Genomic DNA, 14,276 nt, shown 5'->3' on the forward strand with positions numbered 1-14,276 from the left:
GCTCCAGGTCAGGCGGTGGTGCCCCCAGAGGTCTTCTTCGTCTCCCCGGCTGCGCCGCCGTCCACGTCGTCGCTCACGGTCGTCTCGACGGTGGGTGGGTCACCAGCGTCCGTGGCCTGCTCCGTGGTCGCTGTAGCCGTGGGAGGCTCGGTGCTCGCGGGCGCCGCGGTGCCACTCGGCGTCGCCGCGGTCTCGGCCGTGGCCGGGTCGTCGGTGGCCGGGGTTGGCACGGCGGCGGTCCCGGCCGCCACTGACTCGTCGGTGGTCGGCTTCGTCGAGGCCTCGGTCGCGGTCTGCTCACCGGCGGCCGATTCGACCGTCGGCGGGTCGACCGCCGCCTGGTCGTCCGCGGCCGCCGCCTCGTCGCCCGTGCTGGCAGGGGCCGTGGTGGCGGGTGCCGCGGCGGCCTTGGCGAGTGCAGGCTCGGCGGTCACCGACGTGGCGGGCGCGGGCTCGGCCACCACGGGCTCGGCGACCTTGGACTCGACAGCCGTGGGCTCCGCCGCCGTCGCGGTCGCCGGTTCGCCGGGCGTGAGCTTGGTGGCCGCGGGCTCGGCCGTCACCGACTTGGTGGCCGCGGGCTCGGCGACCGGGGGCTCTTCGGTGACCGGGGGCTCGGTGGCCTCGGGTGCGGTGGCTGTGAGCTCGCTCGCCGGGGGCTCGGTGGCGTCGGGCGTGGTCTCGGTCAGGGTGGCGGTGACCGGTGTGGCCACCTCCGTGGCCGCTGCCGCGGCCGCCGATTCGGCCAGCGGTGAGGTCAGCGGGAAGTGGCAGGCGACGTACTGGCCCGGGCGGACCTCGCGGATCTCCGGCTCCTCGGCGGCGCAGCGCTCCTCGGCCAACGGGCACCGGGTGCGGAAACGGCATCCCGTCGGCGGGGACAGCGGGGAGGGCAGGTCGCCCTCCAACGCGGGGCCGGTGAAGCCGCGCTCCGGGTCGGTCAGCGGGACGGAGTCCAGCAGCGCCCGGGTGTAGGGGTGGGCGGGCTGGTCGTACACCAGGTCGGAGTCGCCGAACTCGCACACCTTGCCGAGGTACATGACCAGGACGTCGTCGCTGACCGCCCGCACGACCCCGAGGTCGTGCGCGATGAACACGACGGTCAGGTCGAACTCGGCCTTCAGCTCCTCGATCAGGTTGAGGATCTGCGCCTGCACGGAGACGTCCAGCGCGGAGACCGGCTCGTCGCAGATCAGCAGCCGCGGGTGCAGCGCGAGCGCGCGGCCGATCGCCACCCGCTGTGCCTGGCCGCCGGAGAGCTGGCGGGGCAGCATGTCGGCGAAGCGGTCGCCGTCCAGCCCGACCTGTCCGAGGACGGACGCCGACACGGTGGCCCGTTCGGACGCCGGGGCACGGGCCACCGCCAGACCCTCGACGACGATGTCCTTGACGCTGCGGCGGGGGTTCAGCGACGCCACCGGGTCCTGGAAGATCATCTGGATGGAGCGGCGGAGCTCGCGCATCCGGCGTTCGCCGACTCCCTCGATGCGCTCGCCGGCGAACGTGATCTGGCCGGAGGTCAGCCTGTCCAGCCGGAGCACGGCGCGCCCGGTCGTGGACTTCCCACAGCCGGACTCGCCGACGATCCCGAGCGTCTCGCCGGGCAGGACGTCGAAGCTGACCTTGGAGACGGCCTGGACCACCCCGCCCTTGGTCGGATATTCGACCACCAGGTCGCGCACGCTGAGCAGCGCATCCTCGCCGCGCAGATGGGCGGTTCCGCTACCGGCCAACGAGCTCACCTCCAGGGACGACCGCGGCGCCGTCCTGCACCGGGCTGATGCAGGCGACATCGTGATCCGCGCCGACGGAGACCATCTGCGGCCCGGGGTCGGCGCACTTGGGGTCGACGTGCCCGCAGCGCGCGGCGAACCGGCATCCGGGGGGCGGGTCGATGGGGTTGGGCAGCGAGCCCTGGATGAGCCGCATCGGTGCGTGCCGCTCGTGGTCGATGGTCGGGGTCGCCTCGAGCAGCGCGTGGGTGTACCGGTGCCGGGGGGCCTCGAAGACCTGCCGGGTGGCCCCGGCCTCGGCCAGGCGCCCCGCGTACATCACCGCGACCCGGTCGGTGCGACCGGCGACGACCGCCAGGTCGTGGCTGATCAGAATCATGGACATTCCGTGATTGCGCTGGACCCGGCGTAACAGGTCGAGGATCTGGCGCTGGACGGTCACGTCCAGCGCCGTGGTCGGCTCGTCGGCGATGAGCAGTGTCGGCTCGCAGGCGAGCGCGGTGGCGATCATGACTCGCTGCCGCATGCCGCCGGAGAGCTCGTGCGGGTAGTTGCGCAGGCGCCGCTCGGGGTCGGGCACCCCGACCTCCCGGAGGAGGTCGAGGGCCCGACCGCGTGCTTCGGAGCGGCCGACGCCGAGGTGCTTGCGCATTCCCTCGGTGAGCTGCCGTTCCACCCGGACCACCGGGTTGAGCGATCGCCCCGGGTCCTGGAACACCATGGCGATCTGCTTGCCCCAGATCTCGGCGCGTTGCTTGCGGGGGAGGGTGAGCAGGTCCCGGCCCTGGAACACCACCTGGCCGGAGCACCCGGACCGCGCCGGCATCAGGCCCATGATCGCGCGGGCCATCACCGACTTGCCGGACCCGGACTCCCCGACCACGCCCATGGCCTGGGCGGAGTCGAGGTCGAGGGAGACGTCGTCGACGGCGCGCACGACTCCACGCGGGGTGCCGATGTAGGCGCGCAGGTTGCGCACCTGCAGGACAGGATCAGTACTCATGGGCGCAGGGACCTCTCATCCATCCTCCGGACCTACGGCTACTTCTTGATCCAGAGTTCCTCGACCAGCAGCGAGCCGCTGCCGTACTGGACGATCCCGCCGACCTTGGCGGTGCCGATGGCCGCGTTCGTCGTCCGCAGGTAGAACAGGACCGGGCTCAGCTCGGCCAGCCGGTCCTGCACCGTCGCGTAGGCGGCCTTGCGGTCCGCGTCCGTTGTCGCCGTCCGGCCCGCGAGCAGGGCGTCGGAGAGCTCCTTGTCCTTGACTCCGGACAGGTTCGCCACGGAGTCCTGGCTGAAGGCCGACCACAGCCGCGGCTCCGGGTCCTGGAAGGCGGCCGACGAGACGAGCAGGTCGAAGTCGAAGGTCGTGCGCAGCGCCGCGACCTGACCGATGTCGACGATCTTGACGGAGACCGTGACGTTCTTGTAGGCGCTCAGCTGGGCCTGGACGTTCTCCGCGATCGCCTTGTTCTCCGAGGACGGGAAGCTGGAGAAGGTGAACTTCACCGGCTTGCCGTCGGCGGCGAGCTCGTCGAAGAGCTTCTGGGCGAGTGCCTTGTCCGTCTTGTGCAGCGGTGTGTCCGAGAAGAAGGGCGAGCCCTTGTCGAACAGGGTGTCGGGCACGGCGCCGGTGCCGTTGTAGGCGGCGAGGTTGAGTGCGTCGAGGTCGATCGCCGCCGACACCGCCTGGCGGGCGCGGATGTCGTCGAACGGCGCCCGGCGCGAGTTGAACGTCATGAAGTTGCCGCCGCTGAGGGTGGTCACGACGGCGCTGAGATCGGACGTCTCAGCCTTGTCGATGTTGACCGTGTTCGTGTCGATCGCGATGTCGGCGCCACCGCTGATCACCGTGTTGAGGCGCTGGGTGGCGTCGGTCGCCGAGCGCATGGTGAGGCGGTCCAGGTAGGGCTTGGGCGCGTCCCAGTACTTGGGGTTCTTGACGAACTTGATGTCAGCCTGGCGGGTCCAGCTCTCCAGGGTGAACGGCCCGGCGCCGATCGGCTTCTTGTCGAAGGAGTCCCGGCCCGCCTTCAGGGCCGCGGGCGAGGCGATCCAGTTCATCGACGAGTTCAGGACGGCCTGGGCGTACGCCGGCACGGGGCTGACCATCGTGGCCTTCAGCGTGACGTCGTCGACCACCTCGGTCGACTCGATCATCCGCGCGTCCACGACGTAGGAGGAGCCGACGGTCGGGTCCTTGATGCGGTCCCAGTTGAACTTGACGGCCTCCGCGTTGAGCGGGGTGCCGTCCGAGAACACCAGGCCGGGCTTCAGCTTCAGGGTGAAGGTCTTGCCCTTGTCAGTCGTGTCGAACGACTCGGCCATCGTGTACTTGACCTTGCCGGCCTCGTCGGTGATCATCAGCGTGCCATACAGCGCGTTGCCGACGGGGGCGGTGATCGCGGCCTGGTTGCTCAGGACTGCCGGGTCCAGGCTGCGCGGGTCGCTCAGCAGCAGGATCCGGCCCTCGCCGCCGGCGACCGGCTGGCCCGCGGGGCCGCTCGTCGACGAGGCGGTGTCGTCACCGCCTCCACCACCACAGGCCCCCAGGGCGAGTGCCGCGCCGCACACGACAGCGGTGGCGACTAACCGGGACTTACGGAACATCGGTGACCTTTCGTCAGCATTTAAATGCAGAGAGTGTGGAGCGGATGGCCGTGTGAACGACAGGTGGGGGCAACGCCGTTCGTTCACGGCCGGAGCGGTGCGCGCTGGGAAGGGCCAGTGGAGTCGCGCACGCCCAATGGGACGCGCCAGGTCGCGCGTCCTGCACGGCGCGTCGTCAGTCGCGCATCGTGCGGTCGAAGCGGCTGCGCAGGTGGTCGCCCGCCTGGTTCAGCGCGAAGACGGTGAAGAAGATGATGAGCGCCGGCACCAGCACCATGTGCGGGGAGTCGGCGATGGCCTCCTTGCCGTCGGAGATCATGCCGCCCCAGCTGGGCTGGGGCGGCGGGATGCCCATCCCCAGGAAGCTCAGCGACCCTTCGGCGACGATCAGCGCGGCCATCACGACCGGCAGGAACGCGCCCAGCGGCGGCAGCAGGTTCGGCAGGATCTCCTTCACCAGGATCCGCGTGTGCCCCGCGCCCATGTTGCGGGCGGCGGTGACGAACTCGCGGGACGACCAGGCGAGGGTGTTCGCCAGCGCGAGCCGGACGAACGTCGGGATGATCAGCAGCGTCAGGCCGACCAGCAGCGTCCGCACGCTCGGCGTGAGGATGGACGACAGCGCCAGGAGCAGGATCAGCGGCGGGAACGCCAGCATCGCGTCGGTGATCAGCCGGATGATCCAGTCGACGGCCTTGCCGAGGTAGCCGGCGAGCATGCCCAGCAGGGTTCCGATGACGGCCCCGATGAGGCCCGCCACGGTTCCGACCAGGAGAGAGACCCGCGCTCCGTACACACTCCGTGACAGGATCGACCGGCCCTGCTGGTCGGTGCCCAGCCACAGGTCGAACGAGCTGAAATCCGGTCCCTGGCGCGGCTTCCCGATGGGAATGGAGTACGACGCCAGCGGCAGCACGTCCGCCAGCGCGGCGAGCGCGATCACCGCGATCAGCCAGGCGTAGGCCAGGTACACCAGGATCGAGCGGGGCTTTCGCACCGCCGGGACGATCGGCGTGTCCAGCGCCGGGGCCGGCGGTAAGTGGACCTCGCGGTCCACCACGTCGGGGGTGGTCATGCGTTGGCAGCCTTCCTGACGCGCGGGTCGAGCCAGCCGTAACTGAGATCCACGAGCATGTTGATGACCACGTAGACCACGGCGATGAACACGACGATGCCCTGAACGGTGATGATGTCGCGGGCAGTGATCGAGTAGACGACGAGCTGGCCCAGGCCCGGCAGCGAGAACAGGGACTCCACGATCACCGTGCCGCCGATCAGTCGGCCCAGGTTGATGCCCACGAGGGTGACCAGGGAGAACGACGACGGCCGCAGGGCGTGGCGGGACATCACGTAGGACGGGCTCATGCCCTTGGCGCGGGCCGCCCCGATGAAGTCCTCGCGCAGTGTGCCGACCAGGTCGGTGCGCAGCAGCCGGTGGAAGGACGCGATCTCGGTCAGGGAGATCGCGAGGACGGGCAGGATGGCGCTGCGGAGGTTGTCTCCGAGGCCCTCGCTGATGCGAGACCAGCCCGTCACCGGGAACCACCCGGCCTGCAACGCGAAGAAGTAGATCATGACCGGGCCCGCGATGAAGGCGGGTACGGAGAGGAACACCGAGGACAGTGCGGTGATCGCCCGGTCGATCGGAGTGCCCGGCCAGCTTGCGGACACCACCGCCAGCAGCACGGCGACGAGCAGCGCGAAGACCAGAGCCATCGCGGCGAGCTGCAGGGTGACCGGCAGCCGCTCGACGATCGCGTCCAAGACCGGCTGGTTGGTCACCGGGGAGGTGCCCAGGTCGCCGGTGACGGCGTTGCCGAGCCAGTGCGTGTACTGCGACCACAGGGGCCGGTCGAGTCCCAGCTTCGCGTTCAGCGCGGCTATGGCGTCCGGTGTCGCGTTCTCCCCCAGGATGACGGAGGCAGCCGACCCCGGAGCCAGGCTCAGTAGCGCCACGGCCCCCATGGTCACGAGTAAGACGACCAGCAGGCTACGGCCTACACGTCTCGCAACAGTGAGCAGCATGCAGCTCGCTTCCTTGATCCTTCGAAGGTCGGGCGGACAACGACTGAACCGGTCTGCGTTACGTCACCGACGGCGAATACGCCGATATCTCTCGGACAGAGTTATAGCTGGTGATCACGCCGTTGCCAACATTTCGGTGTCCCGGTGTCACCTCCGTCCGCACCGTCACTGACCAGCCCATCGTTGGCCAGAGTAGGGCGTGGTGGCGCCCCCCGGCGATGTTGATCTTGTGGATCCAGCCGCGGTCGCGACATATCGGACACGTCGTTCCGGTGGAGGGAACCCATATATCGTCGTTCTGAAAACGCCGTTCTGCGTATGTTTCCGGTCCTTGGGAGAATGCTTTTCCAGGTATTCTTTTGCGCGGTGTCGGGCGGTGTCGGCGACGGCTCGCGCATGTTGCTGTGAGGAAGCTCTCGTCGTTCGGGTGATGCGGGGGTAACAGTGACCCAGGCCACTGATCGTCGCGGTGGAAAGGGGCTGTGGAACTCTCCGGCCGGGTGCTGAAACGAAGATCCCGTGATTTCCATCACGGCCGGATGCGGCCGGGTCCGGGTGCGGCGGCGGTAGGGGTCGTGCGTGTCGCGAGGACGCCCGCGCCCGCGGCGCCGCGGGCGCGGGGTGGCCCGGCATGGCCGGGAGCGCATGGTCGGGCTGCCCCGTGGTGCCGGATCGGCACGACCGACACGATCGGCGGCGCCGGGGCGCCGCGTCGGCCGGCCCGGCGGCGGGCGGTGTCGGGCCGGCGGTACCCGCCGGGACTCGGCGGTACAGCGGTTTTGGGTGCGTGGGCGGCCGGGCTGGGGCCGTCCCGGTCCGGTCCCCGCCGAGCGGCACCGGCGGTGGTGGCCCCCGGTACCGGCCGTCCGCCAGGCCCGGCCGGCGGCCCTGCCGCGGCGCGGCGGCCGCGGCGGTTCGAGGTCGCCCGGCGCGGCGGGTCCGCGCCCGCGCACCCGCCGGGAACGGGACTCTGTCGAGCCGAGAACGGGGAGAATCGGGCAGATATATGCCCTGGTTCGGCCTGGTCGGGCGGCCTGAAACGATCATCGGGAAATAAGGCTCCGGTATTTATTGCAACACCGGTCGAGCCGCGGTGGCGCTTCTCGGGAACCCCGCATGAAGGCCGGATCCGGCCCGCTCGGGAAGCGGCTGACGGCCTCGGGGCCGCCAGAAGCTAATTGGTTGAATGATTCCGTCCCGGATCGCCGGGTAGTGCCGTGGCGGGGAGTCGGCCGGCGGCGGGTGAATACCGCCGGGCGCGATCCCACCCGGAACGCGCAATGCGGGCCGGTGGTCGGCTTTCGGTCGTCTCCGGCCGGGACCACCGACGGCGGGCCGGCCCGCCGCCTGGCTCCGGGTCGGGGGCCGCACCCGGGTGGCCGTTCCCGGGGACCGCCCCCGGCGACTGCCATCAGGGCGGGCCGCCCGTGGCGTCCGTCGCCTGATCGGAGAGCATAACGTCATTCGTGCCAGAAGTCTTGGCTGAAAGAAGGTCATCCGAACAAGCAACCGCCCACTGCTCGAGGAGTGGGGGCTTGCGGACCGGGGCACGCCACGTGGCCCGGCGTCCCGCGCGGGAGCTGGCAGACTGGCCATCCGGGGCAGCTGGGCCCCCAGGCCGAGGCAGGTGTCGCGATGCGCAACGACCGCACGCCCCACGGTCGTGGCTAGACCCGCACCCGATCCGGCGGAGTCACCCACGGCCGAGCCGTCGGCGTCATCCGAGGCCGCGCGGGCGGTGCCGTCCGGGGGCGCGTCGGCGGCACCGCCCGCGGGCGAGCGGCTGGAGCCGGGCCGCCGTTCCTACGACAGCCCGGTGCGCCGCCAGCAGGCCGAGCGGACCCGGGAGCGCATCGTCGCGGCCGGAACCGAGATGGTCCACGGCTTCCCGAGCTGGGACTGGCGTGAGCTGACCGTGCGCGCCGTCGCCCGGCGTGCCCAGGTCAACGAGAGCACGATCTACCGCTACTTCGGCAGCGAGCGGGGGCTGCGTGACGCGGTGATGCGCCACCTCGAGCAGGAGGCCGGCGTGGACGTGGACACCCTCCGCCTGGACGCCTTCGGCGACGTCATCGGCCGGGTCTACTCCTATCTCTCGTCGTTCCCCACGAGCGGCGGGCCGACCGGCGACCCGACGTTCGCGGCGCTCGACCGGCGCCGCCGCGACGCGCTCGTCGCCGCCGTGGCCGCCGCCGCGGACGACTGGTCGCCGGCCGAGTGCGAGCTCGCCGCCGCCGCTCTCGACGTCTTCTGGAGCGTGCCGTCGTTCGAGCGCCTGATCACCGTGTGGGAGCTGGACACCAGCCAGGCGAGCCGCGTCGCCGGCTGGGTGATCGAGCTGATTCGCGGCGCCGTCCGGGACGGCCACGGACCGCGCTGACCCGCGTCCGCCCGGCCAGCGGAGTGCGGACCGGGCGGACGCGGGCTGGTCCGGGCCGGGTCAGCCCTTCACACAGAGGACGGCGCGCAGCTCGGCGGCGACGTCCACGAGATCGCTCTGGTGGGCGATGACGGCGTCGATGTCCTTGTAGGCGGCGGGGATCTCGTCGAGGACTCCGGGGTCCTTGCGGCACTCGACGCCGGTGGTCTGGGCGACGAGGTCGTCGGTGGTGAACTCCTTGCGGGCACGGGTACGGCTCATCCGCCGCCCGGCGCCGTGCGCGGCCGAGTGGAACGACTCGGCGCTACCGAGGCCGCGGACGATGTACGAGCGGGTGCCCATGGAGCCGGGGATGATCCCGTACTCGCCGGCCCGGGCCGAGATCGCGCCCTTGCGGGTGATCAGGACGTCCGCTCCGTAGTGGTGCTCCTCGGCGACGTAGTTGTGGTGGCAGTTGACCGCGGCGAAGGCGGTGTCGGCGGCGTGCGGCCCGTGCGTGGGCGGGGTCGGCACGCGCAGCGTGGGCAGGTGGTCGCGCAGCGCGTCGACGTAGAGAGCGAGCATGGTGTCGCGGTTGCGGCGCGCGTAGGTCTGTGCCCAGGTGAGGTCGGCCCGGTAGGCGGCCATCTCGGGGGTGCCGGCGAGGAAGACGGAGAGGTCTCGGTCGCGCAGGCCGGTGTTGTGCGGGAGCTTCTTCGCGGCCGCGATGTGCAGCTCGGCGAGGGTCTTGCCGATGTTGCGCGAGCCCGAGTGCAGCATGAGCCAGACGGCGTCCTCGGTGTCCAGGCAGAGCTCGACGAAGTGGTTGCCCGAGCCCAGGCTGCCCATCTGCGCCATCACCCGGTCGATGCTGCCGCTGCGCCCGGTGACCTTGGGGTGCAGGTCGCCGAAGGCCCCCCACAGGTCGGCGTAGCCGCGGACCCGGCGGGAGATCTCGGTGTGCCCGCGATGGCCGACGGGGATGGCCGCCTCGACCGCGGCCCGTACCGGCCGGAGGTCATCGGGCAGGTCGGCTGCGGTCAGGTTGGTCCGCAGCGCGGCCATACCGCATCCGATGTCGACGCCGACGGCGGCCGGGGAGACGGCGTCACGCAGCGCGATCACCGAACCGACCGTCGCGCCCTTGCCGAGGTGGACGTCCGGCATGACGGCGACGTGGTGGTGGACGTAGGGGAGTTCGGCGATGGTGCGGAGCTGGTCGAGCGCGGCGCTTTCGACCTCCTGCGGAGGGGTCCACATCCAGATCGGCGCGGTTGCTCCCGCCAGCTCGTGGACGGGGGTCACGGGGCATCACTCCTCGGTCACGGCGCGAGGCCGGTGCCCCGCGTGCCGCCGAGATCAACGATGGCCGGTTTCCGTGCCGACGGCCATTCAATTTCCGTTGGCCCGCCGGGATCCCGCGTCAGAATCGCATGCCGGGGGCGCGGGTCTCGAACAGGTCCTGCGCGATCACCGCGCCGAGCTGGGTGGCGTCCCACCGCCGGCCGCCCGCGGTGATCACCTTCCGCTCCTTCCAGCCCTGCATCCAGATGATGCGGTCCTCGATGGAGCGCAGGACCTGGCCGGTGACGTGGCCGGCCTCGTCGGAGGCCAGCCAGGCGACCAGCGGCGAGCTGTTCGCGGGATCCATCGGCTCGAAGCCGTCCGGCGGCACGTCGTCGGGCTCGAACGCCGCGCCCATACCCGGGATGGAGGCCGTGATACGGGTCAGACCGGAGGGGCCGACCGCGTTGACGGTCACCCCGGTGCGCTGCAGTTCCAGCGCCAGGGTCTGGGTGATGCCCACGATGGCGGCCTTCGCCGCGGCGTAGTTGGTCTGGCCGAAGTTGCCGCCCAGGCCCGCTCCCGACGTCGTGTTGATGATCCGGCCGCGCACCGGGCCGCTGCCCCTGCTGATCGCCCGCCAGTACGCCGCGGCGTGGTGGCAGGTCGACCACGTTCCCTTGACGTGGACCCGGATGACGGCGTCGAAGTCCTGCTCGGTCATCTTCCAGATCACCGCGTCGCGGACGATCCCTGCGTTGTTCACCAGGATGTCGAAGTGGCCGAACGTCTCGACCGCGTGAGTGATCATCGCCTCGGCCTGGCGGTGGTCGGAGACGTCCCCGTAGTCGGGGACGGCCACCCCGCCGCGCTTCTCGATCAGCGCCACGGTCTGGTCAGCGGCCCGGCCGGCCCCCTCGCCGCGGACGTCGCCACCGAGGTCGTTCACGACGACCTTGGCGCCGTGCCTGGCGAGTTCGAGGGCGTGGCCCCGCCCGATGCCGTGACCGGCGCCGGTCACCAGCGCCACCTTGCCGTCGAGCAGGCTCATGTGTCTTCCCGTCCAGACTGTCGTGGGGATTGTCGTGAGGGGCCGTGCGGTGCCCGGTCGGATGAAATATCCATTCTCGGGCTCAGTCGAGTACTCCCTGTTCGCGCAGGGCGGCCACGCGCGCCGCGTCGTACCCGAGGACCTCCCGCAGCACCTGCTCGGCGTGCTCGCCCGGACGGGGCGCCGGCTCCGGCCGCCGGGGAACCGCGCCGTCGATGCGGGCCGGGAACGGCAGTTCGTCCGCACCCAGCTCGTCGACCCCGAGCCAGGGCATCCGCTCCCGGAACTGCGGGTCGGAGGTGATCGTCTCCGGCGTGTTCACCGGGCAGATGGGGGTGTCCACCTCGATGCCGAAGGCGACCCACTCCTGCGTCGTCCGGGTCCGGAACACCGAGCGGAGCTCCGCCCGGAGCTCGGTGTTGCCGCGCGCGTGGTCGGCGTACTCCGCACCCGGGTAGCGTTCGAACAGCTCCGGGCGCCCGATGCCGGCGCAGAAGTTCCGCCAGAACCTGCGCTCGGACGCCATGAAGAGCACGAAGCCGTCCGAGGACTCGTACGCCTGGTAGCGAACGGCGTCGCGCATTCCGCCGGTTCCCGGCGGGCGGCGTTCGTAGCCGTCGCTCGGGTTCCCGGTGACGATGTCCGCGGGGCGCCGGTAGGCGCGGTAGGTCTCGATGCGCATCCAGTCGAGCGCCGCGGCGGCGTCGGACTGCGCCACGTCCACATGGCTGCCGACCCCGGTGCTCCGGGCCGCCGTCACCGCCGCGAGCAGGGCCAGCGCCCCGTACAGCGGGCCGGCGTGGATGCCCACCGACACGTGCTCGGGCAGGTAGGCGAAGCCGTCGGCGTCGATCTCGGGTCTCACCAGCCCCGCCCAGACGTCGTAGGCGATGCCGTGGCTCGGCATCTCCCGGTAGGGGCCGGTGGCCCCGTAGCCCGACAGTGAGCACAGCACGATGCGCGGGTTCGCCTGCCGCAGCCGGTCGAGCCCGAGGCCGCGGCGTTCCAGCGCACCCGGGCGCATCGCCTCCACCACCGCGTCGGCGCGGGCCACCAGGTCGAGGAACACCGTCACGCCCTCGGGCCGGCGCAGGTCGAGCACGACGCTGCGCTTGCCGCGGGCGATGTGCAGATGTAACAGGGACACTCCGTCGATGATCGGCCAGACCATTCGGCGCACGTAGTCGCCGCCCGGCGGCTCCACCTTGATCACTTCCGCGCCGAGGTCGGCCAGGTGGGTCGTGAGGGCTCCCGGGCCCAGCATTGACACGTCGATGATGCGCAGCCCGGACAGTGGTGCCGGCTCGCCCATGGTCGGTCCCTCCTCGAGGGCTCGCGTCCTGATAACCAGGCTTGGATATGTTATACAATCTGCTCTCGCCTGGCCAGGGTTTCCGTTGACGGGCGCACAGCGACTGGTCGCAGGTGACACGGGTGGATCCGAGCCCGTCGGACCCGCAGGGCGAAAGCGGAGGGCGGCGTATGACCCCGGGCGGCGGAGCCAGCGGAGACCCGATCGGATCACCCGGACCAGGGGAGGTGCCCGGACCAGGGGAGTCCCACGCAACAGGGGAATCGCCGGGGGCGGTCCCGCCGACCATCCCGGCCGCGCTCGACCGGGCCGCGACCACCTGGCCACAGGACGAGGCGCTGGTGGACGGCCCCGTCCGGCTCACCTTCGGCCAGCTCGCGGCCGCGGCGGACGAGGTGGCCCGCGCGCTGGTGGCCAGTGGCGTCCAGCCGGGCGACCGGGTGTCGATCTGGGCGCCCAACAGCCACGAGTGGGTTCTCGCGGCGCTCGGCGTCTACCGGGCCGGTGCCGTGCTCGTCCCGGTGAACACGCGGTTCAAGGGGATCGAGGCCGCCCGCGTCCTGCGTGCCGCGGGGGCACGGCTGGTCCTCACGGTCACCGACTTCCTGGGCGCCGACTACGCGGCCCTCATCCGGGCCGAAGGGGACCTGCCCGAGTTACGGGAGATCGTCGCGCTGCGCGGCCCGGCGCGAGCGGGCGTGGTGGCCTGGCCGGACTTCCTCGCCCGCGCGGCGGCGACCCCCGCCGCCACGAGCCGCCTGCGGGCGCTGGCCGTCGAGCCGGACGGCCTGAGCGACGTCGTCTTCACCTCCGGCACGACGGGCGCGCCGAAGGGCGCGATGCTCACCCACCACGCGTCCACCCGCGTGTACGCCACCTGGTCGTCCGTCGTGGGCCTGCGGCACGGCGACCGGTACCTGCTGATCTACCCGCTCTTCCACTGCGCCGGGCTGAAGTCGGGGCTGCTCGCGTGCCTGCTCGTCGGCGCGGCCCTGGTGCCGCTGCCCGTCTTCGACGTGCCGGAGGTACTGCGCACGGTTGCCGCCGAGAAGATCACCATGTTGCCCGGCCCGCCGGCGATCTACCAGACGATCCTGAACGTCGACCTGTCCGGTCACGACCTCTCGAGCTGGCGGCTGGCTGTCACCGGGGCGGCGTCCGTCCCGGGCGAGCTGGTGCGGCGGCTGCGCGACGAGCTCCGGCTCGAAACGGTCCTCACCGCCTACGGGCTGACCGAGACGACCGGCACCGCGACGATGTGCCGGCGCGGCGACGACCCCGGCATCGTCACCCGCACCTCCGGACGGGCGATCCCCGGAGTCGAGGTGCGGGTCGTCAACGACGCCGGCGTGGAGCTCGGCGCCGGGAAACCCGGTGAGATCGAGGTCCGCGGCTACAACGTGATGCGGGGCTACTTCGACGATCCCGAGGCGACCGCGCAGGCCGTCGGCCCCGACGGCTGGCTGCGCACCGGCGACATCGGTGTGCTGGACGCCGCCGGGAACGTCCGCATCACCGACCGCAAGAAGGACATGTTCATCGTCGGCGGCTTCAATGCCTACCCGGCCGAGATCGAGGCGGCGATGCTGGCGCACCCGGCCATCGCCCACGTCGCCGTGGTCGGTGTGCCCGACGAGCGGCTCGGCGAGGTGGGCATGGCCTTCGTGGTGCCCCGCCTCGGCGGGTCGCTCGATCCCGGCGAGGTGATCGCCTGGTGCCGGGAGCGCATGGCCAACTTCAAGGCGCCGCGCTACGTCGAGGTGGTCGACGCGTTCCCGCTCAACGCCTCCGGCAAGGTGGTGAAGTTCGAGCTGCGGGCCCGGGCGGCGGACATCGTCGGCTGAGCCGAACCCGCCGGTGTGAGCGCACCCGGGCGGTGGGCTCACACCGGCGGCGGGA

At 71.4% G+C, this 14,276-nt stretch carries 10 protein-coding genes; 2 read left to right on the plus strand and 8 right to left on the minus strand.

Annotation, left to right across the window (positions count from 1 at the left end; translation table 11 throughout):
• Positions 1–8: 8 nt before the first annotated feature.
• The 5 genes from MXD62_RS03715 to MXD62_RS03735 all read right to left on the minus strand — a co-directional run bounded on the left by MXD62_RS03715 (position 9) and on the right by MXD62_RS03735 (position 6,371).
• Entirely contained in the window at positions 9–1,733 is a 1,725-nt protein-coding gene (locus MXD62_RS03715; protein WP_248828013.1) for an ABC transporter ATP-binding protein, read from the minus strand.
• Entirely contained in the window at positions 1,723–2,736 is a 1,014-nt protein-coding gene (locus MXD62_RS03720; RefSeq protein ID WP_248828014.1) for an ABC transporter ATP-binding protein, read from the minus strand. The genes MXD62_RS03715 and MXD62_RS03720 overlap by 11 nt, the downstream gene beginning before the upstream one ends.
• Positions 2,737–2,774: 38 nt before the next feature.
• Positions 2,775–4,346, minus strand: a complete 1,572-nt coding sequence (locus MXD62_RS03725) for an ABC transporter substrate-binding protein (protein ID WP_248828015.1) — start codon at positions 4,344–4,346, stop codon at positions 2,775–2,777.
• 175 nt (positions 4,347–4,521) lie between these two features.
• Positions 4,522–5,421: an ABC transporter permease gene (locus MXD62_RS03730; protein WP_248828016.1), complete on the minus strand. Its 900-nt coding sequence runs from the start codon at positions 5,419–5,421 to the stop codon at positions 4,522–4,524.
• Positions 5,418–6,371, minus strand: a complete 954-nt coding sequence (locus MXD62_RS03735; protein WP_020461447.1) for an ABC transporter permease — start codon at positions 6,369–6,371, stop codon at positions 5,418–5,420. Before MXD62_RS03735 ends, MXD62_RS03730 begins: the two co-directional genes overlap by 4 nt.
• Positions 6,372–8,109: 1,738 nt before the next feature.
• Here MXD62_RS03735 and MXD62_RS03740 point away from each other — a divergent pair.
• Complete coding sequence (locus MXD62_RS03740) at positions 8,110–8,751, plus strand: TetR/AcrR family transcriptional regulator (RefSeq protein ID WP_248828117.1); 642 nt, start codon at positions 8,110–8,112, stop codon at positions 8,749–8,751.
• A 60-nt stretch (positions 8,752–8,811) separates the two neighbouring features.
• Here the strand turns inward: MXD62_RS03740 and MXD62_RS03745 are convergent, their stop codons facing one another.
• From MXD62_RS03745 to MXD62_RS03755, 3 genes are all read right to left on the minus strand, one after another.
• Positions 8,812–10,035 (minus strand): RtcB family protein, encoded by a 1,224-nt coding sequence (locus tag MXD62_RS03745; protein WP_308301188.1) that lies wholly within the window; start codon positions 10,033–10,035, stop codon positions 8,812–8,814.
• A gap of 118 nt (positions 10,036–10,153) precedes the next feature.
• Positions 10,154–11,065 (minus strand): SDR family NAD(P)-dependent oxidoreductase, encoded by a 912-nt coding sequence (locus MXD62_RS03750; protein WP_248828017.1) that lies wholly within the window; start codon positions 11,063–11,065, stop codon positions 10,154–10,156.
• Between the two features lie 82 nt (positions 11,066–11,147).
• The gene (locus MXD62_RS03755; protein ID WP_248828018.1) at positions 11,148–12,377 is read right to left on the minus strand and encodes a CaiB/BaiF CoA-transferase family protein; all 1,230 of its coding nucleotides are present in this window, start codon (positions 12,375–12,377) and stop codon (positions 11,148–11,150) included.
• A 170-nt stretch (positions 12,378–12,547) separates the two neighbouring features.
• Here MXD62_RS03755 and MXD62_RS03760 point away from each other — a divergent pair, with 170 nt between their 5' ends.
• On the plus strand, positions 12,548–14,221 hold the full coding sequence (locus MXD62_RS03760; protein WP_248828019.1) for a FadD3 family acyl-CoA ligase: 1,674 nt from the start codon (positions 12,548–12,550) through the stop codon (positions 14,219–14,221).
• Positions 14,222–14,276 lie beyond the last annotated feature (55 nt).

Origin of the sequence: Frankia sp. Mgl5 (assembly GCF_023242985.1) — a bacterium.
Classification (GTDB): Bacteria; Actinomycetota; Actinomycetes; order Frankiales; family Frankiaceae; genus Parafrankia; species Parafrankia soli.

What these genes read in the sequence shown, in the direction of transcription:
- MXD62_RS03760 (WP_248828019.1), top strand. Translation starts at nt 12,548, where the DNA reads ATGACCCCGGGCGGCGGAGCCAGCGGAGACCCGATCGGATCACCCGGA.
- MXD62_RS03750 (WP_248828017.1), bottom strand. Translation starts at nt 11,065, where the DNA reads ATGAGCCTGCTCGACGGCAAGGTGGCGCTGGTGACCGGCGCCGGTCAC.
- MXD62_RS03755 (WP_248828018.1), bottom strand. Translation starts at nt 12,377, where the DNA reads ATGGGCGAGCCGGCACCACTGTCCGGGCTGCGCATCATCGACGTGTCA.
- MXD62_RS03720 (WP_248828014.1), bottom strand. Translation starts at nt 2,736, where the DNA reads ATGAGTACTGATCCTGTCCTGCAGGTGCGCAACCTGCGCGCCTACATC.
- MXD62_RS03735 (WP_020461447.1), bottom strand. Translation starts at nt 6,371, where the DNA reads ATGCTGCTCACTGTTGCGAGACGTGTAGGCCGTAGCCTGCTGGTCGTC.
- MXD62_RS03730 (WP_248828016.1), bottom strand. Translation starts at nt 5,421, where the DNA reads ATGACCACCCCCGACGTGGTGGACCGCGAGGTCCACTTACCGCCGGCC.
- MXD62_RS03725 (WP_248828015.1), bottom strand. Translation starts at nt 4,346, where the DNA reads ATGTTCCGTAAGTCCCGGTTAGTCGCCACCGCTGTCGTGTGCGGCGCG.